This window comes from Bradyrhizobium sp. TM239, from assembly GCF_036247985.1.
Taxonomy (GTDB): domain Bacteria; phylum Pseudomonadota; class Alphaproteobacteria; order Rhizobiales; family Xanthobacteraceae; genus Bradyrhizobium; species Bradyrhizobium ottawaense.
Map to the genome: position 1 here is coordinate 384925 of NZ_BTIR01000011.1, position 23323 is coordinate 408247.

Sequence of the window (23323 nt, forward strand, 5' to 3'; positions counted from 1 at the left end):
CCCTACGGCACCTCGCCTAGTCCGGCGAACAACGGGGACTATCCCACCTCCGCCCATGACCATTTGAGCCCGCCTCCCTATATTGCCCTGATCTCCGAATCAGGCGGTTCATGCGCGTCTTCAGCGTCCCCATCTCAGTTCCATTCCTGCGCACGATCGTCGCGAGCCTGCTCGAGGGACGGCTGGTCGAGGGATTCGAGGCGCGCAAGGAACCGGCGCGGCTGGCGGATGCCACGCTGTATTTGCCGACAAGGCGTGCGATGCGCGTGGTCCGCGAGATCTTCCTCGACGAGATGAAAGCGGACGCCGTGGTGCTGCCGCGCATCGTCGCGCTCGGCGACATCGACGAGGATGAGCTCGCCTTCGCCGATGAAGGCGAGCAGTTCTCCGGCGCGACTCCGCTCGACATTCCGCCGCGGCTCGGCGAGCTCGAACGACGGCTGACGCTGGCGCAACTGGTTGCGGCGTGGGCCAAGGGCCCGGTGCTGTCGCCGCTGGTGGTCGGCGGACCTGCCTCGACGCTGGCGCTCGCCGGCGACCTCGCGCGCCTGATCGACGACATGGTGACGCGCGGCGTCGACTGGAGCGCGCTCGATAGCCTCGTACCTGATAACCTCGACCGCTACTGGCAGCACTCGCTCGAATTTTTGCGGATCGCGCGCATCGCCTGGCCCGGGCATCTCGCGGAAATCAACCGGATCGAGCCCGCGGCGCGGCGCGATCTGCTGATCGCGGCGGAAGCCAAACGGCTGACCGCGCATCCGAGCGGGCCGGTCATCGCAGCCGGTTCGACCGGCTCGATGCCGGCCACCGCCAAATTTCTGCACGCGGTCGCATCGCTGCCGCATGGCGCCGTGGTGCTGCCGGGCCTCGACACCGATCTCGACGACGACGCCTGGCGCAGCATCGGCGGCGTGCGCGACTCGCTCGGCAAGTTCGCGGAGCATCCGGCGTCGAACCATCCGCAATATGCCATGCACGCGCTGCTGGATCGTTTTGGCATCAAGCGCAGCGACGTCGAGATTCTCCAGCCGCCAGCGGACGGCGGCCGCGATCTGCTCGCATCCGAATCGATGCGACCATCGGCCAAGACGGAAGTCTGGCACGACCGGCTGAAGCAGCCGGATGTTGCCGCGAAGATCACCGGCGGCATGAAGAATCTCGCTGTCGTCGAAGCACCCAACCCTGAAATGGAAGCGCTCGCCATCGCCATTGCGATGCGCGAGGCGCGACATCTCGACAAATCGGCGGCGCTGGTGACGCCCGACCGCGCGCTGGCACGACGCGTGATGGCCGCGCTGACCCGATGGGATCTCGCGTTCGACGATTCCGGCGGCGACGTGCTGATGGAAACATCCGCCGGCGTTTTCGCGCGGCTTGTGGCGGAAGCGGCGACCAAGGGATTGGAGCCGCCGACGCTGCTGGCGATGCTGAAGCATCCGCTGTGCCGGCTCGGCCGACTGCCTGGCGCGTGGAAGGCGGCGATCGAAGATCTCGAGCTTGCAGTCCTGCGCGGCACGCGCCCGCCTGCGGGCACGGCCGGCCTCTTGCGCGAATTCAACCGCTTTCGCGAGGAGCTGACAAAGCTGTGGCGCAGCGAGGTCTCCGCGCTCCACAAGGCCGAGCCCCGCGCGCGTCTCAAGGCTGAGGATCTCGACCGCATCCAGACGCTGATCGACGCCCTGCAAGCAGCATTGGCGCCGATCGAGAGCCTGCCGCCATTAAAGCCATATGACTTCGCCGAGCTCGCGCACCGGCACCGCGAGATCATGATCGAGCTGTCGCGCGACGAGCAGGGCATCCCGCTGGCCTTCGAGGAGCGCGAAGGCCTCGCGCTCGCCGGCGCCTTCGACGATCTGCTGCGCGGCGGCACGATCAGCGGATTGATGGTGACGCTGCCTGATTATGCCGACGTCTTCCAGACCGCGTTCAGCGATCGCGCGGTGCGGCGGCGCGACAAGCCGGGCGCGCGGCTGCAGATCTACGGCCCGCTGGAATCGCGCCTGATGCAGGCCGACCGCATCATCGTCGGCGGGCTGATCGAAGGCGTTTGGCCACCCGCGCCGCGCATCGACCCCTGGCTCAGCCGGCCGATGCGGCACGAGCTCGGTCTCGATCTGCCGGAACGCCGCATCGGCCTCTCCGCCCACGATTTTGCCCAGCTGCTCGGCGGCGACGAGGTGATCCTCACCCATTCCGCCAAGGCCGGCGGCGCGCCGGCGGTGGCTTCGCGCTTCCTGCATCGGTTGGAAGCGGTTGCGGGCGACGATCATTGGAAGGCGGCCGTTCGCGCCGGCGAGAAATATGTGCAGTTCGCCGGCGCGCTGGACCAGCCGGACGAGGTCAGGCCGATCAAGCAGCCCGAGCCGCGGCCGCCGCAGGCCACGCGGCCGCTCAGGATGTCGGTGACCGCGATCGAAGACTGGCTGCGCGATCCCTACACGATCTACGCAAAACACATTTTGCGGCTCGATGCGCTCGATCCCGTCGACATGCCACTGTCGGCCGCCGACCGGGGCTCGGCGATCCATGACGCGATCGGCGAGTTCACTGAGAGCTATGCCACACGTCTGCCTGACGACCCCGCGCGTGTGCTGCGCACGATCGGCGAGAAATATTTCGCTCCGCTGATGGAACGGCCCGAGGCGCGGGCGCTGTGGTGGCCGCGCTTCCAGCGCATCGCGCGCTGGTTCGGCGAATGGGAGACCGCGCGGCGCAACGCGATCGAGGCCATTACCGCCGAGACACGCGGCGAGATATCCATTCGCCTCGACAATGCGCGCACGTTCCATCTTTCCGCACGCGCCGACCGCATCGAGCGGCGCCAGGGCGGCGGCTACGCCATTCTCGACTACAAGACCGGCCAGCCGCCGACCGGCAAGCAAGTGCGCATGGGCCTGTCGCCGCAGCTCACGCTGGAAGCCGCGATCCTCCGCGAGGGCGGTTTTCCCGATATCGACGCAGGTTCTTCCGTGAGCCAGCTCGTCTATGTGCGCCTGAGCGGCAACAACCCGCCCGGCGAGGAGCGTATCCTCGAGCTCAAATACAAGCAGAGCGACGAGCCGCAACCGCCGGACACGGCGGCCGCGGAAGCACGGGCCAAGCTGGAGGCGCTGATCCGTGCCTTCGAGGACGAGAACCAGCCCTACACTTCGCTGAACCTGCCGATGTGGACGAACCGCTACGGCGCCTATGACGACCTTGCCCGGATCAAGGAATGGTCGGCAGCCGGCGGCTTGGGGATCGAGGAATGGTGAAGCTGCCGCGCCCCATCCCCGACGAGGTGCGCGCGCGGCAGGCGCGTGCGTCCGACCCGACCGCGTCGGCCTTCGTGTCGGCCAATGCCGGCTCGGGCAAGACGCATGTGCTGGTGCAGCGGGTGATCCGCCTGCTGCTGTCGGGCGTGCCGCCGGAAAAGATCCTCTGCATCACCTTCACCAAGGCCGCCGCCGCCAACATGGCCGAGCGCGTGTTCACCACGCTGGGACATTGGGTGACGCTGGATGATGCAGCGCTCGACGGAGCGATCAAGGCTGTCGGCATCCCGCATCCCAGCGCGAAAATTCGGCGCGACGCGCGAAAGCTGTTTGCCTGTGCGCTGGAGACGCCGGGCGGACTGAAGGTGCAGACCATCCACGCGCTGTGCACGCGCCTGCTCCAGCAGTTTCCGTTCGAAGCCAACGTGCCCGCGCGCTTTGCCGTGATCGACGAGCGCGACCAGACCGACATGATGGAGCGCGCCAATCTGAAGGTGCTGCTGGAGGCCGCGCGCGACCCGGAGAGCGTCACCGGCCGCGCATTGCTGACCGCGATGGCGAGCGCGGCCGACGTCACCTTCAAGGAGGTCGTGCGCGAGGCCTGCCTCAGCCGCGATCACTTCATGGCCTGGACGGACGAGGCCGGCAACGCAGAGGCCGCTGCCGCGCAGATGGCGGCGGCGCTGGGTGTTGACCCCGCCGACCGCATCGAGGACATCGAGACCGAGATTCTCGATGGACCCTTTCTGCCGCGATCGCGCTGGGACGACATCGCCTTCGCGCTGGAGGACGGCAGCAAGTCCGACAACGACCAGGCCGGCCGCCTTCGCGACGCAAAGGCATTTTCCGGCAGCGCGCAGGTCGATGCCTATCTCTGCGTCTTTCTCACCGACGAAAAGCTGCCGCGCAAGGCGGTGCTGACCAAGAAGTTTGGCGAGCACAACCCGTCCGTCGCCCGCCTGTTCGAGAACGAGGCGCAGCGCATTGGTGTATTGATCGAGAAACGCCGCGCCGTGACCATGCGCGATCGCACCGCGGCGCTGTTGCACATTGCGACCGCTGCCGCGGCAAACTATCGTCGCGAGAAGCAGGAGCGCGGCCTGCTCGACTACGACGACCTCATCGACAAGACGCTGGCGATGCTGAACCGCGTGTCTTCGGGCTGGGTGCATTACAAGCTCGACCGCGGCGTCGACCACGTGCTGATCGACGAAGCGCAGGACACCAGCCCGCGGCAGTGGGACATCGTCGCCCACATCATCTCCGAATTCACGGTCGGCGAAGGCGCGCGCGAGGGGCTGAACCGCACGGTCTTCGCGGTCGGCGACGAGAAGCAGTCGATCTTCTCGTTCCAGGGCGCTGACCCGCACGAATTCGACAGGCGCAAGCGAGAGCTGGATCGCAGATTCAGGGCTGCCGGGCTGAAGTTCGACCCCGTCGCCTTTACCTACTCGTTCCGTTCGGGTGCTGCGATCCTGCATTCGGTCGACCACGTCTTCCGCGAGCCTGAGATCTACAAGAGCATCCATTCGATCGACGTCGGTCACCCCCTGCACAATTCGCTCAGCGATGCAGGTCCGAGCGTCGTCGAACTCTGGGATCTTGCGGAGGCCGACGACAGGCAGGAGATCGAGGGCTGGCGCGCGCCGTTCGACGGCGTGGCCGTCACCAGCCCCGAGGTCAAGCTGGCGCGCCGCATCCAGGCCGAGATCAAGCGGCTGGTCGAGAGCGGCACGCTGACCGGGCATGAGGGCGAGCGCCGTCCGCTGCGCTATGGCGACATGCTGATCCTGGTGCGCCGGCGCGGCAACGCCTTCGACGCGGTGATCCAGGCGCTGAAGCACGCCGGCGTACCGGTGGCCGGCGCCGATAGGCTCAAGCTGACCGAGCACATCGCGATCATCGACCTGATGAACCTCGCTGATGCCCTGCTGCTGCCGCAGGACGATCTCGCGCTGGCGGTCGCGCTCAAGAGCCCGCTGTTCGGGCTCGATGACGACGACCTGTTCCAGCTTGCCCATGACCGCAAGGGATCCTTGCGCCGCGCACTCGCTCAGCATGCTGCCGGAAGCGAGAAGTTCGCGGCCGTGCTGCGCCGGCTTGAAGCCTGCGAGACGCGCGCGCGCGAGGAGACGCCGTTTGCCTTCTACGCCTGGCTGTTGGGAGGCGACGGCGGCCGTGCGCGCATCCTGCGCCGGCTCGGCCACGAGGCCAATGACGCGCTCGACGAATTCCTGGAGCTGGCGCTGAGCTGTGAGCGCAAGGCGCCGGCCTCGCTGCAGGGCTTCATGGCCTGGCTGCGCTCGGCCGACACCGAGGTGAAGCGCGACATGGAGATCTCGCGCGACGAGGTGCGGGTGATGACCGTGCACGGCGCCAAGGGCCTGGAGGCTTCCGTCGTGTTCATGGTGGACACCACGTCGTCGCCGGCAGACTCACAGCGGGTTCGGCTGATCCACGTGCCGCGCGGCAATGGCGGTGAGGTCGTGGTCTGGGCCGGCCGCAAGGCGGATGATCCCAAACCGGTCGCCGAGGCGCGCAAGGCCATGCTCGAGGAGACCGAGGACGAATACCGCCGCCTGCTCTATGTCGCGATGACACGCGCGGCCGACCGACTGATCGTCGGCGGCTGCATGCCCGGCAATATGAGGACGGTGCGCAAGCTGAGCTGGTACGACCTGGTCGACACCGGTCTCGGCGGCTCGGGCCTGGACAAGCAGACGATCGAGACGCCGCTCGGCAAGGTGACCCGATTCACCCGGCCAGAGGACGTCGCCGCGCTGGGTATCCCGGCGGCGACCGTGGACCAGACGGTCGCGTTGCCGGACTGGCTGCGGACGCCAGCGCCGCGCGAGACCGTTGACGACGATCTGGTGCGTCCCTCCGGTCAGGTCGCCGAGCAAGGCCGCGCGGTGCGGACTGGCGAATCGGTCCAGTCCCGCGCGCTCGCGCTGCAGCGCGGCACGCTGGTGCACCGTCTCCTGCAATCCCTGCCCGATATCGCCGCGGAGCGCCGGCGCGAGGCCGCGCTCGGCTTCATGGCGCGCAACGCCGCGGACTGGACGGAAGCCGACCGCACCGCTTTGGCCGACAAGGTGCTGGCCTTGATCAATGAACCGCGCTTTGCGCCGGTCTTTGCCGCCGGCAGCCGGGCGGAGGTCGCTATCGCCGGCCGACTGGAGCGGCCGGGCCGTGCGCCAGCGCTGGTGTCGGGGCAAATCGACCGGCTGGTCGTTCGTCCGGATGAGGTTTTGATCGTCGATTTCAAGACCAACCAGGCGACGCCCAGGAACGCCGCGGAGGCGCCCGCCGCCTATGTCCGGCAGCTTGCGCTGTATCGGGCGGTGCTGGCGCGGCTTTATCCCCAAAAGCCGATCCGCGCCGTCCTGCTCTGGACCGAGGCCCTTGAATATATGGAGATTTCACCCCCCGCGCTGGACGCGGCGCTGGCATCCCTTCATCTCGGCGTGAGCGTCCTTGACCCGGCAAGGGGCCGTTCATAGGTTGACGGCATGATTCCGGGCGCGATTCCCATCCGCGCCGATTCTTTCAACCGAACGAGGTACTCCCATGGCCGTTGGCAAGGTTTCTGACACCGATTTCGAAGCCGAAGTGCTCAAGGCGAACGGTCCTGTGGTCGTCGATTTCTGGGCTGAGTGGTGCGGCCCCTGCCGCATGATCGCGCCCGCCCTTGACGAGATCGCCGGCGCGATGGGCGACAAGGTCAAGATCGTGAAGCTCAACGTCGACGAGAGCCCCAAGACCGCGTCCAAGTATGGCGTGATGTCGATCCCGACCCTGATGATCTTCAAGGGCGGCGAGATGGCCTCCCGCCAGGTCGGCGCGGCGCCGAAGGCGAAGCTGCAGCAGTGGATCACCTCCGCGGTCTGATCCGCGGCGCGTAAGATTATTTTCGACAACGGCCGGCGAAAGCCGGCCGGTTTGCGTTGATGGGACGTGTCCAGCGTATGACGAGTCCCGCCCTTGCCCGCCCCTCCCGCAAAGCGCGCGCGAAAATCGACCTCCTCTCTCGTTGCGATGGAGGCGCGGTCGGTCGACGAGATTCCGCGCGGCAAGGAGTGGCAGTACGAGCCGAAATGGGATGGCTTTCGCTGCCTGCTGTCGCGCGACGGCGGTCATGTCGATCTGCGCTCAAAATCCGGCGAGGATCTCGCGCGCTATTTCCCGGAAGTAGTCGTCGCCGCATTGAAGCTGAAGGCAGATCGCTTCACCCTCGACGGTGAGATCGTCGTGCCGCACGGCAAGAGTTTTTCGTTCGACGCACTCCTGCAACGCATTCATCCCGCGGCGAGCCGCGTGACGAAACTCTCGCAGGACACGCCGGCGCTCTATCTCGCCTTCGATCTGCTCGCGGCGGCAAAACAGGAGCAGCTTGCTGAGCGGCCGCTGAGCGAACGACGGCCGGCGCTGGAAGCTTTTGCGAAGGCCATTCTGAAGGCCAGTCTCTTCCGGCTCTCACCGGCGACAACGAACTATGCCACCGCGAAGAAATGGCTGGCTCAGTCCGGTGCCGGCTCGGACGGCGTCATCGCCAAGCGCGTCGACCTGCCCTATCAGGCCGGAAATCGCGACGGCATGCAGAAGATCAAGAAATTCCGCAGCGCCGATTGCGTCGTCGGCGGCTTCCGCTACGCCACCAACAAGATCGCGGGGCGAAAGGTGGTCGGCTCGCTGCTGCTCGGGCTCTATGACGATGGCGGCCTGCTGCATCATGTCGGCTTCAGCTCCGCGATCAAGGCAGAGGAGAAGCCCGCGCTGACCGACCGGTTGGAGGCGCTGATCGCAGAACCCGGCTTCACCGGCAACGCGCCGGGCGGGCCGAGCCGCTGGTCCACCGAGCGCTCGGCGAAATGGTGTCCGCTCAAGCCAAAACTGGTGATCGAAATCTGCTACGACCATTTCAGCGGCGAACGCTTCCGCCACGGCACCTCGATCCTGCGCTGGCGCCCCGACAAGGCACCGCGGCAATGCGGCTTCGAGCAGCTGAAGCAGAAGGCGGCGGACCCGATGAAGCTGCTGAAGTGAGTCGGTCTAGTGCCCCGGACGCAGCGCGAAGCGCTGCAGAGCCGGGGCCCAGAAGCCGCGAGTCTGGGTCCCGGCTCTGCGGAGCAGCGCGAAGCGCTGCACCGCGTCCGGGACACGAGAGGATTTACCTGAGCCATCCGGTCGCGATCGCCTGCGCCAGTTCGGGCTGCCCATTGCGCCGCGCCAGCGCCGCCATCGCCTCGTGATCGTACGCGACGTGGCGGAATGTCACCTGCCAGGCACCATCAACGAGATCGAGGATCGCGTAGCGCGCATGCGGCGTGCCGGCCTCGACGACATGCGGATAGGGATGCTTGTCGCGAAAGCCGGGGCTGCCGACGCTGCCGGGATTGACGATCAACCGGCCGTCGCGCAAGCGCACGGCGCGGGCGAGATGGGTGTGGGCGCAGAGGATCAGGGATTGCGCGAGCCCCAGCGCGAATTGCTCGATGCGGTCGAGCGGCGACAGCGCCACCGCGCCGTCCGGGTGCACGGTGTCGAGCCAATAGACTTCGTCGTTATCGGGCGTCGCGTGGCAGAGGAACACCTGATCACGGAAGACGCGCGTCATCGGCTGCGCGCGCAGCCAATCCAGTTGCACGGTATTAAGCGCTGCGTGGGCGGGGCGATCCCACGAGCCCATTTTCTCCGGGGGGCGGTCGAGCAGATAGCGGTCGTGATTGCCGAGCACGTGCACGGCGTCGAGCGTCATCAGGATCTCGATGGTGCGGCGCGCATCGAGCGGGCCGCTCAGCATGTCGCCGAGATTGACGATGTCGGTGATATCAAGGGCCCGGATGTCGGCCAGCACCGCCTCCAGCGCGAGATAGTTTCCGTGGACGTCGGCAATCGCGGCGAAGCGCATGTTGTTATCCCCACTCTCGTGCCCCGGACGCAGCGCAGCACGCAGTGGTGCGCTGCTGAGCCGGGGCCCATGTTGCGGCATTCTGGGTCCCGGCTCGCGCTCCGCGCGTCCGGGACAAGAGAATCATGCAGGAGGCGTGCCGTTGATCGCCAGCACGTGGCCGGCCAGATACAGCGAGCCGGTGATCAGGATCCGCGGCGGCACCTCGTAGGCGAGCTTCGACAGGGCGCGCAGCGCGGCCTCGACGCCGGAGACGGTCTCGACGCGCATGCCGAGGCTGCGGGCGGCATCGGCGAGGCGATCGACCGGCATCGCGTTCTCGGTGTCGGGGATCGGCACCGCGATGATGTGACGGGTGAGACCGGCGAAATTGGCGAGAAAGCCCTGCGCATCCTTGTTGGCCATCATGCCGGCGATGACGACCAGCGGTCGCGACACCCGCTCTTCGAGATCTCCGAGCGCGGCTGCCGCGACGCGGCCGCCTTCGGCATTGTGCCCGCCATCGAGCCAGATCTCCGAGCCTTGCGGACCCCACGAGAGCAATTCGCCGGAGGTGATGCGCTGCATCCGCGCCGGCCATTCGGCACCGACGATGCCGGCCTCGAACGCCGCATGATTGATCTTGAAGTTCGGAATCGCGCGCAGCGTCGCGATCGCAAGGCCGGCATTGTCGAACTGGTGGCGGCCGAACAGCCGCGGCGCCGTGAGATCCATCAGGCCGCGATCGTCGGAGTAGACGAGGCGACCGTGCTCGACATTGACGTGCCAGCTCTCGTTCGCCGCAAAAAGCGGCGCGTGCATGCGCTTGGCCTGCGCCTCGATCACCGCCATGGCTTCGCCCGCCTGCTCCGCGGAGATCACTGGCACGCCGCGCTTGATGATCGCCGCCTTCTCGCCGGCGATCGACGTCAGGGTGTCCCCGAGGAAATCCATGTGGTCCATGCTGACGGGCGTGATCACGCAGGCCGCCGGCGCATCGATCACGTTGGTCGAATCGAGCCGGCCGCCGAGGCCGACTTCGAGCAGCACCACGTCGGCCGGGTTCTGCGCAAACAGATGGAAGGCGGCCGCCGTCTTCAGCTCGAACAATGTCGCGGCCTCACCGGCATTGACGCGCTCGACCCCTTCGAGTGCGGCACGCAACTCGTCATCGCCGACGAGCTCGCCACCGCCGACGCGGCCGAGCCGGAAGCACTCGTTGATCCTGACAAGATAGGGCGAGGTATAGGCGTGCACCCGCAGGCCTGCTGCCTCCAGCGTCGCGCGCAGATAAGCGAGCGTCGAGCCCTTGCCATTGGTGCCGGCGATGTGGATCACCGGCGGCAGCTTGAGCTCGGGGTGGCCGAGCCGCTCGAGCAGGCGGTGCATCCGCTCCAGCCCGAGATCAATGCGCTTCTGATGCAGGACCGACAGCCGCCCGATCAATTCACCGAGCGGCGTCTTCGCGCTGTCAGGGGACGCGTTCACGCGTGGGGCGCAGCCGGCGCCGTTTCGGCGGCCGATACGATCTGTGCCGGGCTGACCACCGGCTGCATCGGCTTCGACGCGGTCTCCAGCGCCGGCGCCTTGGTCAGCAGGCGGCAGAGCCGCGCCAAAGTCGGACGCAGCTCGTGGCGATGCACGACCATGTCGACCATGCCGTGCTCTTTCAGATATTCGGCGCGCTGGAAACCTTCAGGCAGCTTCTCGCGGATGGTCTGCTCGATCACGCGCGCGCCGGCAAATCCGATCAGCGCGCCGGGTTCGGCGATCTGCACGTCGCCGAGCATCGCATAGGACGCGGTGACGCCGCCGGTGGTCGGGTTGGTCAACACGACGATGTAGGGGAGCTTGGCCTCGCGCAGCATCTGCACCGCGACCGTGGTGCGCGGCATCTGCATCAGCGACAGGATGCCTTCCTGCATCCGCGCGCCGCCTGATGCGGCGAACACGATGAAGGGCGACTTCTTTTCAACGGCAAGCTCGAGCCCGCGGACGATGGCTTCGCCTGCGGCCATGCCTAGCGAGCCGCCCATGAAGTCGAAATCCTGCACGGCGACGACAACGGCGGAGCCTTCGAGCTTGCCGTAGCCGACCTTGATCGCGTCGTTCAGATTGGTTCGGGCGCGCGCGTCCTTGATGCGGTCGACATATTTCTTCTCGTCGCGGAACTTGAGCGGATCTGGCGTGACGTCAGGCAGCGCGACGTCGTACCAGGTCTCGTTGTCGAAGATAGACTTCAGGCGCGCCACCGCACCCATGCGCATGTGATAGTTCGAGCCGGGGATGACGAACTGGTTGGCCTCGACGTCCTTGTAGAACACGAGCTGCCCGGAATCCGGACACTTGATCCACAGATTCTCCGGCGTCTCCCGCCGCAGCATGTTGCGGATCTTCGGCCGGACCACGTTGGTAAGCCAGTTCATGGTTTGCTCCGATGTGCGACCCGCCTCGCGGATCGCCTGAAGGGATATATGGCGACCGGGCCGTTGCCCGGCAAGCCGCCGTGTCGCCGTGTCGCCCGCCCCAAAAGCGGAATTATGGCCTATTCCGCCGCTGCCCGCGCGCCCTTGACGCCCTGGGCCAGGGCCGCCGTCAGCTCAGCCACGGCGTTAACGGTTTTGCCGGTCGCCCGTCCCTCGGCGTCGAGGCTGTTCTTGAGCGCATCGACCAGCGCGGTGCCGACCACGGCGCCGTTGGCATGGGATGCAATGGCACGTGCCGTCTCCGGCGTGCGGATACCGAAGCCGACGCAAACCGGCAGCTTGGTGTGCCGCTTGATGCGGGCGACCGCCTCGCTCACGGCCGAGGAGTCCGCCGTCGCAGCACCGGTGATGCCGGTGATGGAGACGTAGTAGACGAAGCCCGAGGTGTTGGCGAGCACGGCCGGCAGCCGCTTGTCGTCGGTCGTCGGCGTCGCCAGGCGAATGAAATTGAGGCCGGCCTTCAGCGCGGGCAGGCAGAGCTCGTCGTCCTCTTCCGGCGGCAGGTCGACGATGATGAGGCCATCGACACCGGCGCTCCTGGCATCGACCAGGAATTTGTCGACGCCGTAGATGTAGATCGGATTGTAGTAGCCCATCAGCACGATCGGCGTCGCATTGTCGTCCTTGCGGAAGCTGCGCACCAGCTCCAGCGTCTTCTTCAGCGTCATGCCGGCCTTGAGCGCACGCAGCCCGGCGGCCTGGATCGAGGGACCGTCGGCCATCGGATCGGTGAAAGGCATGCCGATCTCGATGACGTCGGCGCCTGATTTCGGCAGCGCCTTGATGATCTCGAGCGAGGTCGCCGGATCAGGATCGCCGGCCATCAGGAAGGTCACGAAGGCCGAGCGGCCCTGCTTCGCGAGCTCGGCAAAACGGGTGTCGATACGCGTGGTCACTTCTTGCCCCTCAGGATGTCGCCGACCTGCGGGACGTCCTTGTCGCCGCGGCCGGAGAGGTTGACGACCATCAGGTGATCCCGAGGCCGCTTCGGCGCGAGCTCCATCACCTTGGCGATGGCGTGCGCGGGCTCGAGCGCGGGGATGATGCCTTCGAGGCGCGACAGCAGCTGGAACGCGGCGAGCGCCTCGTCGTCGGTCGCGGAGAGATAGTTCACGCGGCCGATCTCGTGCAGCCAGGAATGCTCGGGGCCGATGCCGGGATAATCGAGGCCGGCCGAGATCGAATGCGCGTCCTGGATCTGGCCGTCCGCGTCCATCAAGAGATAGGTGCGGTTGCCGTGCAGCACGCCGGGACGGCCGCCCGCGATCGACGCCGCATGCAGCTGCGTCAGCCCATGGCCCGCAGCTTCGACGCCGAAGATTTCGACGGAGGGATCGTCGAGGAACGGATGAAACAGGCCCATCGCGTTCGAGCCGCCACCGATGCAGGCGACCAGCGAATCCGGCAGGCGGCCTTCGACCTCCTGCATCTGCGTCTTGGTCTCGTTGCCGATGATCGACTGGAAGTCGCGCACCAGCGTCGGATAGGGATGCGGGCCGGCCACCGTGCCGATGCAGTAGAAGGTGTTGTGCACGTTGGTGACCCAGTCGCGCAGGGCCTCGTTCATGGCGTCCTTCAACGTGCGCGTGCCGGACTGCACCGGCATCACCGTGGCGCCCAGCATCTCCATGCGGATCACGTTGGGCTGCTGCCGCTCGACGTCGACGGCGCCCATGTAGACCACGCATTCGAGCCCGAAGCGCGCGCACAGCGTCGCGGTGGCGACACCGTGCTGGCCGGCACCGGTCTCGGCGATGATACGCTTCTTGCCCATGCGCCGCGCCAGCATGATCTGGCCGAGCACGTTGTTCACCTTATGCGAGCCGGTGTGGTTGAGCTCTTCGCGCTTCAAATAGATCTTGGCGCCGCCGAGATGCTCGGTGAGACGCTCGGCGAAATAGAGTGGCGAGGGCCGGCCGACATAGTGCTTGAGATAGCCGTTCATCTCGGCCTGGAACGCCGGATCGGCCTTAGCCTCAGTGTAGGCCTTCTCCAGATCGAGGATCAGCGGCATCAAGGTTTCGGCGACGAAGCGGCCGCCGAAGATGCCGAAATGGCCGCGATCGTCGGGACCGCTGCGATAGGAATTGGGTTTGGCGACGTTCATCGAACACTCAACTCTTGGCTGGATTCTTGGCTGGCGCGCGCAGCGCGAATGAAGGCCTTGATCATTTCAGGATCTTTCACGCCGGGGGCGCTCTCGACACCGGAGGAGACGTCGACGCCGCCGGCGCGGGTGACGCGGAGTGCCTCGGCGAGATTGTCGGCGTGAAGCCCGCCCGAGACCATGTAGGGCAGCTTCAGATCGAGGTTTTCGAGAAGGTGCCAGTCGAACGGCTCCCCCAGGCCGCCGGGCCGGGTCGCGTCCTTCGGCGCGCGGGCATCGAACAGGATGCGGTCGGCGATCGCGGCATAGCCGGGCAACACGGCGAGATCGGCCGCGGTCGCGACCGGGACCGCCTTCATCACCGGCCGGCCGAACCGCTGCTTGATGTCGCGCAGCCGCGCCACGCTCTCCTTGCCGTGCAGCTGGAAAATGTCCGGCGACAGCGCGTCCATGATGTTGTCGAGCGTCGCATCGTCGGCGTCGACGGTGAGGGCGACCTTGAGCGCGCGCCCCTTCACCTGCCGGCCGAGATCGCGGCCAAGCTCCAGGGACAGGTGCCGCGGCGAAGGCGGGAAGAACACGAACCCCACCATATCCGCACCCGCCTCGAGCGCCGTTTGAAGCGTCTCGCGCGTGGACAGGCCGCAGATTTTGACGAGCAGGGACATGGTCTCAAAGCAAATGGAGGCCGCAACGTGCGGCCGGAAAACAGCGTTTTCGGTCGGGGCCGCTTCTACAACGTCGCGCGCTGCTTGTCTCGCCCGATGGGCCCGTAAAGCCCGACCCCGGAGGGAACGGGAAGGCGCTGCGACCCGGGCTTTGCCGCGGCCGCCTGGGCCCGCAAATCGGCCAGTTCGACCCTGGCCGCCCGTGAATCCGCCTCGTGCCGGCGCGCCGCGCGGCGCCAGTGCCGCTGGCCGAACCAGACGGCACAGCCGCCAGCGAAGACGCCGAGGGCGGCGACCAGGATCAGGAGCAGGAACAGCGGCAGTGTGACCGACAATGACGGGTCGTTCGCAATGAACGGATCGAACGAGACCGCGACGAAATGCCGGTTGGCAACGGCGAACGCCACCAGGATCAGGCCCAGCGGGATCACGATCAGCGCGGTCAGGAACTTTCGCATCGCGATCGCTCGTCTTGAATCAAGCTTGCGGCCGCATCGTGCGGCCGTTCGGTTAAACCCCGACGACGACAGCCTCAGTCGGGCGCGCCGGGATCCGGATGGTCGCGGTTTAGCCGCTCGCGCATTTCCTTGCCGGTCTTGAAGAACGGAACGCTCTTCTGATCGACGGGCACATGGGCGCCGGTACGTGGATTGCGCCCGGCGCGTGCAGGGCGATGCTTGACCGAGAAGGCACCGAAGCCGCGCAACTCGACGCGGTCACCGCGCGCGAGGGCCGCTACGATCTCTTCGAGAATCGCATTCACAATGTTCTCGACATCCCGCTGGTACAGATGCGGGTTGTGCTCGGCGATACGCTGAACAAGTTCGGATTTGATCATCGAGAGATAGGACCCGGGAGCGTGCGGATGACCATTTCCGTGAAAATACCTTGATCTGTCAAGACGCTAAATCAAGGTTGAGCGTCGTGAAATTGCGTGACAAATGCCGAAAAAGCGGGCTGCCCCGACGCGCGTCAAACGGGAAAACCCTCAGACGCTCGCCCAGTTCCGTCAATTTGAGGCGGCCGGTTGCCACAGGGCCAGCATTCCATCCATTCCGAACCGATCGACCGCCTGCGCGACGCCGGTTTGCCCGATTTGATGCGCAATCGAGCCCAAACCGAGCGCTTCCAGCGTAACGGCGGCGGCCGTCTTGAGGAATGGCAGATCGCCGAAGCGCGGCTGGAGCTTGTAGTCGCGCACGGAGAGCCCCTTCTTGACGCCCTTCTGCTCGACCAGCCAGGTCACCGCCGTCTTCTCGTCGCCGATCTGATCGATCAGCTTGAGATCGATCGCCTGGCGCCCGGTGAAGACGCGGCCATCAGCCACTTTCTCGAGCTGCGTGTCATCCATGCCACGCCGCTCCTTCACCAATCCCCTGAACCAGGCATAGGAATCCTTCACCAGCGCGTCGAGGGCGGCCCGTGCTTCCGGGCTGGTCGGCTCAAAACCGTTGGGCGCGGCCTTCAGCGGCGACGACTTCACCTCCTCGACCTTGACGCCGATGGTCTTCAGCAGCTCGCTGACGTTGGGATATTGGAACAGCACGCCGATTGACCCGACCAACGAGCTCTGCTGGGCGATGATGTGGTCGCTGGCAATCGCCGTGATGTAGCCCCCGGAGGCAGCCAAGCCCTCGACCACCACGACGAGCGGCTTTTTCGCCTTCAGCCGGACAAGCGAATCGTAAAGCTGCTCGGACCCGGCCGTGGTGCCGCCCGGCGAGTTGATGTGAATGATGACCGCGGCGGCCTGCGAATTCTCCAGCCGCTCCAGCGCCTGCGTGCGATCGGAATCGCTGCGGATCAGGCCCTCGATCTGGACCCGCGCGATCGAGCCGGCGGATGCGAACGTGCCCCGCGTCCCCGGTGTCACGACCAGCGCAAAGCCCGCAATCGCCGCAATCGCGATCAGCGCAGCCACCACGCGCCAAAACGTCAGCTTGCGGCGGATCCTGCGGCGATCGACGATGATGTCCGAATCGAGCGACATCTAGGTATCTCCAAATGAAAGGCCGGACGCGTTGTGCCCTCACAGCGTGACCAACGGCTTATCTGGATACATCAATTGCGGCGCAATTTGAAGAAAACAAGGCCTCTTGAGGCCCAGCAAGCAGCCACAAGCTCAGTCGTCATCCCCGCGAACGCGGGGATCCATAACCCCAGGCAAAAGTTGTCGCGCGAGCTCGCAACCGCGAGTCTTCGCCAAACTCGATCCTGTGGTTATGGGTCCCGGGCTCGCGCTTCGCGCGCCCCGGGACGACAGCGGAGTTTGTGGAGGCGGCAACAAAAAAGCCCCGGCTCGCGCCGGGGCTTCGATGTCTGGCGAACCGAAAGGTTCGCTTACTTGCTGTCGCGGTTCTTGAGCGCGGTGCCGAGGATGTCGCCGAGCGTTGCTCCCGAATCGGAGGAGCCGTACTGCGCGATGGCTTCCTTCTCTTCGGCAACTTCGAGCGCCTTGATCGACACCTGGACCTTGCGGGCCTTCTTGTCGAACTGGATCACGCGGGCGTCGACCTTCTCACCGACGGCAAAGCGTTCGGCGCGCTGGTCGTTGCGGTCACGGGCGAGCTCGGAGCGCTTGATGAAGGTCGAGAAGTCGGTCCCGGTGATCTTCACCTCGATGCCGCTTTCCTTCACTTCGAGCACTTCGCAGGTCACGACCGCGCCCTTCTTGACATCGCCCGGCTCGGCGAAGGGGTCGCCTTCGAGCTGCTTGATGCCGAGCGAGATGCGCTCCTTCTCGACGTCCACATCGAGCACCACGGCCTTCACCATGTCACCCTTCTTGTAGTTGTCGATCACCTGCTCGCCCGGAAGCTTCCAGTCGAGGTCGGAGAGATGGACCATGCCGTCGACGTCGCCCTCGAGACCCAGGAACAGACCGAACTCGGTCTTGTTCTTGACCTCGCCCTCGACCGTCGAACCGGTCGGGTGACCTTCGACGAAGACCTCCCAGGGGTTGCGCATGGTCTGCTTGAGGCCGAGCGAGATGCGGCGCTTGACGGAGTCGACTTCCAGCACCTGCACTTCGACTTCCTGCGAGGTCGAAACGATCTTGCCGGGGTGCATGTTCTTCTTGGTCCACGACATCTCGGAGACGTGGATCAGGCCTTCGATGCCCGGCTCGAGCTCGACGAACGCACCGTAGTCGGTGATGTTGGTGACGCGGCCGGTGAAGCGGGCACCCAGCGGGTACTTGGCTTCGATGCCCTGCCACGGATCGTCGAGCAGCTGCTTCATGCCCAGCGAGATGCGGTGCGTCTCGTGGTTGATCTTGATGATCTTGACCTTCACGGTCTGGCCGATCGAGAGCACCTCGGTCGGGTGGTTGACGCGGCGCCACGCGATGTCGGTGACGTGCAGCAGGCCGTCGATGCCGCCGAGATCAACGAACGCACCGTAATCGGTGATGTTCTTGACCACGCCGTCGATGACCTGACCCTCTTCGAGGTTCTGCACCAGCTCCTGACGCTGCTCGGCGCGGGTCTCTTCGAGAACCGTGCGGCGGGACACGACGATGTTGCCGCGGCGGCGATCCATCTTGAGGATCTGGAACGGCTGCGAGTTGTTCATCAGCGGCGCAACGTCGCGGATCGGACGGATGTCGACCTGCGAGCGCGGCAGGAAGGCCACGGCACCGTCGAGGTCGACGGTGAAGCCGCCCTTGACCTGGTTGAAGATGACGCCGTTGACCTTCTCGTTGTTCTGGAACGCCTTCTCGAGCTTGCCCCAGCTCTCTTCGCGGCGCGCCTTGTCGCGCGACAGCACGGCTTCGCCGAGCGCGTTCTCGATGCGATCGAGGAACACTTCGACCTCGTCGCCGACCTTCAGTTCGCTGTCACGGCCGGGGCCGGAAAATTCGCGCAGGGCGACGCGGCCCTCGGTCTTCAGGCCGACGTCGATGACGGCCATGTCCTTTTCAATTGCAACAACCTTGCCCTTGACGACGGAGCTCTCCTGCAGGTTGCCACCTGCGAAGGACTCGTCGAGCATCGCGGCGAAATCGTCGCGCGACGGGCTATAGGTATCAGCAGAAGTCGAAGCCATTTGTTCTCCAGTTGCGGATGTCGTGCCGGCCGTTGGGTTCATGGGCGTATCGCGCGCGCAGTGTCGGAAGGTCCGCAGAACCTTCGAGCGACCGCTCGCTGCTCCGGCCTGAAAGGCGGAACAGCGGAAGCGGGCCGGCTGAGGCCCGCGCGTTCGATACGTGGAAATCTTGTGTCCGGAGCCTGGATCGCGTCGGCCCCAAACAGGGGACCGAGGTATCGACCTCAAAGAGCGGGAGCGGGCACTTCCTCCAATGACGGCGGCGGCTTAACCCCGCGACCGGCCCGCTCGGACGGCCTCGATAATGTCGATGGCGGCCCGGACGCCGCCTTCTATATCCAGTTGGGAGTTATCTAGCAAGTAAGCATCCGCGGCCGGTTTCAGGGGTGCAATCGGCCGGTTCTTGTCACGTTCGTCGCGCTGGATGATGTCGGCGAGGACGGCGGCCTCGTCGGCCTCCTCGCCCCTCGCCTTGGCCTCCATGGTCCGGCGGCGCGCCCGGACTTTTGGGTCGGCGACGACGAAGATCTTCACGTCGGCATGCGGGCAGATCACGGTTCCAATGTCCCGGCCGTCCAGCACCGCGCCGGGCGGATCGGCGGCGAATTGCCGCTGAAAATTGACCAGGGCCTCGCGCACCCTGGGGATCGCCGAGACGATGGAGGCGCCCTCGCCGGCCTTCTGGGTCTTCAGGGCGGGATTGCCGAACTTCTCGGGATCGAGTTCCAGCGCCGCAGCGACCGCAGCCTCCTCGTCCCGGAGATCGTGACCGGACTGCATCAGAGCATAGGCCACCGCGCGATAGATCACACCGGTATCGAGATGACGATAGCCGTAATGGTGCGCGAGACGCTTGCCGAGCGTCCCCTTGCCCGAGGCCGCGGGCCCGTCGATGGCGATGATCATGTCACTCAAACCTTGGCTGTCTGCGGCCCGCGCGCACGTCGCAATGGCCGCTCTTCGGTAAAAATATTGCGAGACGCGAACTCGGCCGGGCTCGCAAAAGTGAGATATTCGCGCATCGCGTCGGACGGGGACGACGCGGTGAACCATGGCTCGGCAAGGCGTCGGGCCGGATCGCAGACCCAGGCCGGCACCCGGCCAAGACAACGTTGTTTTGCCAGATATTCGGCGATCGCTCCGACCAGGGCGTCGAGCCGTTCGTTCTGCGTCAGCGCCGGCTCGTCCTCGATCGTCTCGTATTGAGCGAGGCTTGTCCCGGCCAGATCGAACGTGTCTACGAATTCGGCCAACGTCGCGTCCTGCGGCGCGCCGGCGCGAATACGGTCGACGGCTTCAGCGAGGGTATTTGGGCGCATCCGCTCCTCCCCCGAGATCCATGTTTTTCAGCAAGAAGCGTTGCTTCTCCGAGGACGCGGCGCTCACCGGAAAATATCGGCCTAGCAAAGCGATGGCTTCCTCAACAGTCGAGATTCCGACGACTTTCATCAAGTTCAAAATATCCAGCCGCTCCGTCTCCCCGCGAACGGGATCCGTGATACGGAACGCCTTCAATTTCAATGCCAGAAGATATGCAGCGGAGGGCACGGAAACCTCAAGCCCTGGTGATGTGCCGTCACGTGGGAAAGTGCCGAATTCGAGGTGATCCGCGGCGCGATCAGCCAGCGGGCTGAGATGAAATACGACCTGATCGTTGAACCAGTCGGCGTCCCATCCATTCCGCGCGGCAATTTCGGCTGTTATCCTCTTCAGCCAATCTGGCAGCGGATGCTCGAGCTTCGAGACGTCGACATCTTCCGTCGCAAAGCGGAAATTACTGGCGAGCATGAGGGCGGAGCCACCATAGACCGCGATCTGAAGCTTGGTTCCGGCGTCGGCCGCAGCGCGGCCGATCGAATCGAAAGCGTCCAGCAAGGCCTCGCGGTCGAGGGCTTCGCTCATGGCCGCGGCCTCATGAAAACTCGGCCCCTAGCGAACGCATCATCGGAATGAAGTCCGGGAAACTGGTGGCGATGAAGGCGGTGTCGTCGACGGTCACCGGCTGGTCGGAAGCGCAGCCCATCACCAGGGCGGACATCGCGATACGATGGTCCATGTGGGTTGCGACAGTGCCGCCGCCGGGGACGTGACCGCGGCCTTCAACGATCAGGTCATCGCCGGAGACCTCGACCTTCACACCGTTGACGCGGAGCATGGCGGCCGTGGCCTCCAGACGGTCGGATTCCTTGACGCGCAGTTCCTGCAGGCCGCGCATGATCGTCGTGCCCTCGGCGAACGAGGCTGCCACCGCCAGCACGAGATATTCATCGATCATCGAGGGCGCGCGCTCCGGCGGCACCACGACGCCGCGCAGCTTCGAGGCGCGCACGCGCAGTTTCGCCATCGGCTCGCCAGCGTCGCCGCGGATCTCGCTCTCCTCGATCGATGCGCCCATTTCGCGCAGCGTCGTGAACAGGCCGGTGCGCAGCGGATTGGTCATGACGTCGGACAGGACGACATCGGAGCCCTCGACGATCAGCGCCGCGACCACCGGGAAAGCCGCCGAGGAGGGATCGGCCGGCACCACCACATTGGCGCCGTGCAGCTCGGGCTGGCCTTTGAGCGTGATACGGCGGCCGTGCACGCCCTCCTGTGCCGAGGTGATGTCGGCGCCAAAATGCTTCAGCATCAATTCGGTGTGGTCGCGGCTGGCCTCGGTCTCGATGACCGTCGTGGTGCCGGGTGCGGCGAGGCCCGCCAGCAGCACCGCAGATTTGATCTGGGCCGAGGCGACCGGAGTCTTGTAGGTGATCGGCAGCGGGTCGCGCGCGCCCTGAAGGGTCAGGGGCAGACGGCCACCCTCACTGCCCGAAATGACCTTGGCGCCCATCTTTTCCAAGGGATCGAGGATCCGGCGCATGGGGCGGCTGCGCAGCGAGGCGTCGCCGTCGAAAACCGCCGAGATCGGGCAGCCGGCGACGGCGCCCATCACCAGCCGGCAGCCGGTGCCGGAGTTCCCGAAATCCAGCGCTCCCTTGGGCTGGGCGAAGCCCGCGACGCCCACACCCTGCACCTTCCAGGCAAAATCGCCGGTCCGCTCCACGGTGGCGCCCAGCGCCTGCATCGATTTGGCGGTGTTGAGGACGTCTTCGCCTTCCAGCAGGCCTGAAATCCTGGTCTCGCCGACCGCGAGCGCGCCCAGGATGAGGGCACGGTGGGAGATCGACTTGTCCCCGGGCACCCGTACTTTCCCGGTCAGGGCCCCGCTGGCGCGAGCCTGGAGCGGCCTCGTTTGGTCGGAATGGGTCACGATTGTGTCCTTGGATGCGCCCTCGAGGGGGCTGGGCGCAGGTACCACATGGTCCGCGCCTCGTCACGGGCATGTCGTTCTCCCGTAATGCGCTATTGACAGCGGGCCGCCAACTAGCCAAGTGAAACACCGCTTTTCAGACATTCCCAGGATTCCTGCCGTGGCCAAGTCCGAACTCGGAACTAAACGTATTTGCCCGACCACGGGCAAGAAGTTCTATGACCTCAACAAGAATCCGGTGATCTCGCCCTATACCGGCGAAGTCGTGCCGATCGCCCCGGTCGCGCCCGCGCGCGTGCCCCGCGGCGCCGAAGCCCGGCACGCAGCGACGGCGGACGCCACGCCGGAGCCGGCAGAGGTCGAGGAGGTCTCGCTCGAGGAGGCCGACGCCGAGGAGAACACCGGCAAGGTCAAGGCCGCCGTGCCCGAATCCGAGGACGATATCGAGGTCGATGAGACCCTCGATGACGACGATGACGATGATTCGACCTTCATTGCCGACGAGGAAGAGGGCGATGAGGACGTGACCGACATCATTGGTGATGTCGGAGGTGATGAAGAGACTTGAGATCAGCCCTGATCTGTGAAAAAGGGTGCACCGCGCGAGTCACCAGGGCTCGCCGGTGCGGGTGATCCACCAGGATCCCCGCAAGGACTAAAGGGGCCATAGCTCAGCTGGGAGAGCGCTTGCATGGCATGCAAGAGGTCGGCGGTTCGATCCCGCCTGGCTCCACCACGCTTCGCCCTTCGGGCTACGCGTGGCGCAGCCGCGCGAAGCCTGAAGGGTGAAGCGTGGTGTCCGGCATAGCCCGAAGGGCGAAGACGGACTGGTGAGACCCCCACCTAACGGCTACCCGGGCGATAGCGTCGATGTGGTACGTCTACATCCTCCGCAGCATTGAATTTCCCGAGCAGGAATACGTTGGCGCTACCGAGAATTTGAAGCGACGGATTCCGGAGCACAATGCCGGCAGATCCAGCCACACCGCCAAGTTCAAGCCCTGGAAGCTGATCTGGTACTGCGCCTTCCCCCGACAAGCATAAAGCGCTCGCGTTCGAGGCGTATCTGAAGTCTCACTCCGGTCGCGCTTTCACGAAGAAGCGGCTGTCGTAAGGGATACCCCCCTACTCCCCGATCACCGCATTTAGCCGATCCCTCAGCGCGACGATCTCGTCCTTCATCGACACCAGCTCCGACACCGAGCAGTCCGAGGCCGCCAGGATCGACTGTGGCACGCTGCGGGCTTTTTCCTTCAGGGCCTGCCCCTGCGCCGTCAGCGCGATCAGGACCTGACGCTCGTCCTCGCTCGAGCGGGTGCGCCTCACGAGATGGGCGGCCTCGAGCCGCTTGAGCAGCGGCGTCAGCGTGCCCGAATCCAGGAACAGCCGCTCGCCGATGTCCTTGACCGGCACGTCGTCGCGCTCCCACAGCACCAGCATCACCAGATATTGCGGATAGGTCAGGCCGAGCCGGTCCAGCAGCGGCTTGTAGACGCGATTGAAGGCGTGCGCGGCCGAATAGACCGCGAAGCAGATCTGGTTGTCGAGCCGCAGCGGCGCGTCCGCTGCCGAAGGTCTTCGAGGCATGGAGAATCTCACGGGATTTCCTCCCATTCTG

20 protein-coding genes, 1 tRNA gene and 1 pseudogene are annotated in these 23323 nt (G+C 65.7%); 7 read left to right on the forward strand and 15 right to left on the reverse strand.

Annotation, left to right across the window (positions count from 1 at the left end):
* The first annotated feature begins 110 nt into the window (after positions 1–110).
* From addB to AABA84_RS20185, 4 genes are all read left to right on the forward strand, one after another.
* Positions 111–3257 (forward strand): double-strand break repair protein AddB, encoded by a 3147-nt coding sequence (gene addB / locus AABA84_RS20170; protein WP_338312869.1) that lies wholly within the window; start codon positions 111–113, stop codon positions 3255–3257.
* On the forward strand, positions 3251–6760 hold the full coding sequence (addA, locus tag AABA84_RS20175; RefSeq protein ID WP_338312870.1) for a double-strand break repair helicase AddA: 3510 nt from the start codon (positions 3251–3253) through the stop codon (positions 6758–6760). The genes addB and addA overlap by 7 nt, the downstream gene beginning before the upstream one ends.
* 67 nt (positions 6761–6827) lie before the next feature.
* On the forward strand, positions 6828–7148 hold the full coding sequence (trxA, locus tag AABA84_RS20180) for a thioredoxin (protein ID WP_007598398.1): 321 nt from the start codon (positions 6828–6830) through the stop codon (positions 7146–7148).
* A 147-nt stretch (positions 7149–7295) separates the two neighbouring features.
* Positions 7296–8303 carry an ATP-dependent DNA ligase gene (locus tag AABA84_RS20185; RefSeq protein ID WP_338313014.1) on the forward strand — a complete coding sequence of 336 codons (1008 nt, stop codon included), beginning with the start codon at positions 7296–7298 and terminating at the stop codon, positions 8301–8303.
* 124 nt (positions 8304–8427) lie between these two features.
* On the opposite strand, the gene AABA84_RS20190 is transcribed toward AABA84_RS20185, so the two are convergent.
* The 14 genes from AABA84_RS20190 to aroA all read right to left on the reverse strand — a co-directional run bounded on the left by AABA84_RS20190 (position 8428) and on the right by aroA (position 21705).
* Positions 8428–9168, reverse strand: a complete 741-nt coding sequence (locus tag AABA84_RS20190; RefSeq protein ID WP_338312872.1) for a metallophosphoesterase family protein — start codon at positions 9166–9168, stop codon at positions 8428–8430.
* A 123-nt stretch (positions 9169–9291) separates the two neighbouring features.
* On the reverse strand, positions 9292–10635 hold the full coding sequence (locus tag AABA84_RS20195) for a bifunctional folylpolyglutamate synthase/dihydrofolate synthase (RefSeq protein WP_338312874.1): 1344 nt from the start codon (positions 10633–10635) through the stop codon (positions 9292–9294).
* On the reverse strand, positions 10632–11573 hold the full coding sequence (accD, locus tag AABA84_RS20200) for an acetyl-CoA carboxylase, carboxyltransferase subunit beta (protein ID WP_338312875.1): 942 nt from the start codon (positions 11571–11573) through the stop codon (positions 10632–10634). The genes AABA84_RS20195 and accD overlap by 4 nt, the downstream gene beginning before the upstream one ends.
* A gap of 119 nt (positions 11574–11692) precedes the next feature.
* Positions 11693–12529, reverse strand: a complete 837-nt coding sequence (gene trpA, locus AABA84_RS20205; protein ID WP_212243430.1) for a tryptophan synthase subunit alpha — start codon at positions 12527–12529, stop codon at positions 11693–11695.
* Entirely contained in the window at positions 12526–13740 is a 1215-nt protein-coding gene (gene trpB / locus AABA84_RS20210; protein ID WP_212243429.1) for a tryptophan synthase subunit beta, read from the reverse strand. The genes trpA and trpB overlap by 4 nt, the downstream gene beginning before the upstream one ends.
* Entirely contained in the window at positions 13737–14408 is a 672-nt protein-coding gene (locus AABA84_RS20215; RefSeq protein WP_038950993.1) for a phosphoribosylanthranilate isomerase, read from the reverse strand. Before AABA84_RS20215 ends, trpB begins: the two co-directional genes overlap by 4 nt.
* A 65-nt stretch (positions 14409–14473) precedes the next feature.
* A complete protein-coding gene (locus AABA84_RS20220; protein ID WP_338312877.1) occupies positions 14474–14866 on the reverse strand; it encodes a lipopolysaccharide assembly protein LapA domain-containing protein in 393 nt (130 codons plus the stop codon).
* Positions 14867–14940: 74 nt separating this feature from the next.
* Positions 14941–15246, reverse strand: coding sequence for an integration host factor subunit beta (locus AABA84_RS20225; protein WP_007598410.1), 306 nt, complete (start codon positions 15244–15246; stop codon positions 14941–14943).
* 171 nt (positions 15247–15417) lie between these two features.
* Positions 15418–16398 carry a signal peptide peptidase SppA gene (sppA, locus tag AABA84_RS20230; RefSeq protein WP_091962325.1) on the reverse strand — a complete coding sequence of 327 codons (981 nt, stop codon included), beginning with the start codon at positions 16396–16398 and terminating at the stop codon, positions 15418–15420.
* Between the two features lie 350 nt (positions 16399–16748).
* Entirely contained in the window at positions 16749–18455 is a 1707-nt protein-coding gene (gene rpsA / locus AABA84_RS20235) for a 30S ribosomal protein S1 (protein ID WP_028139473.1), read from the reverse strand.
* Positions 18456–18722: 267 nt separating this feature from the next.
* Complete coding sequence (gene cmk, locus AABA84_RS20240) at positions 18723–19361, reverse strand: (d)CMP kinase (RefSeq protein WP_028139472.1); 639 nt, start codon at positions 19359–19361, stop codon at positions 18723–18725.
* A 5-nt stretch (positions 19362–19366) separates the two neighbouring features.
* Complete coding sequence (locus AABA84_RS20245) at positions 19367–19708, reverse strand: hypothetical protein (RefSeq protein ID WP_338308754.1); 342 nt, start codon at positions 19706–19708, stop codon at positions 19367–19369.
* 43 nt (positions 19709–19751) lie between these two features.
* On the reverse strand, positions 19752–20357 hold the full coding sequence (locus AABA84_RS20250) for a hypothetical protein (RefSeq protein ID WP_212243425.1): 606 nt from the start codon (positions 20355–20357) through the stop codon (positions 19752–19754).
* 10 nt (positions 20358–20367) lie between these two features.
* Positions 20368–21705, reverse strand: coding sequence for a 3-phosphoshikimate 1-carboxyvinyltransferase (gene aroA, locus AABA84_RS20255; RefSeq protein WP_338312879.1), 1338 nt, complete (start codon positions 21703–21705; stop codon positions 20368–20370).
* A gap of 160 nt (positions 21706–21865) precedes the next feature.
* Here aroA and AABA84_RS20260 point away from each other — a divergent pair, with 160 nt between their 5' ends.
* The 3 genes and pseudogenes from AABA84_RS20260 to AABA84_RS20270 all read left to right on the forward strand — a co-directional run bounded on the left by AABA84_RS20260 (position 21866) and on the right by AABA84_RS20270 (position 22819).
* Positions 21866–22273 carry a TIGR02300 family protein gene (locus tag AABA84_RS20260; protein WP_211411279.1) on the forward strand — a complete coding sequence of 136 codons (408 nt, stop codon included), beginning with the start codon at positions 21866–21868 and terminating at the stop codon, positions 22271–22273.
* Between the two features lie 92 nt (positions 22274–22365).
* Positions 22366–22441 (forward strand) — tRNA-Ala (locus AABA84_RS20265).
* Between the two features lie 134 nt (positions 22442–22575).
* Positions 22576–22819: pseudogene (locus AABA84_RS20270) on the forward strand (GIY-YIG nuclease family protein).
* Positions 22820–22830: 11 nt separating this feature from the next.
* On the opposite strand, the gene AABA84_RS20275 reads toward AABA84_RS20270, so the two are convergent.
* Positions 22831–23292, reverse strand: a complete 462-nt coding sequence (locus AABA84_RS20275; protein WP_212243422.1) for a MarR family winged helix-turn-helix transcriptional regulator — start codon at positions 23290–23292, stop codon at positions 22831–22833.
* Positions 23293–23323 lie beyond the last annotated feature (31 nt).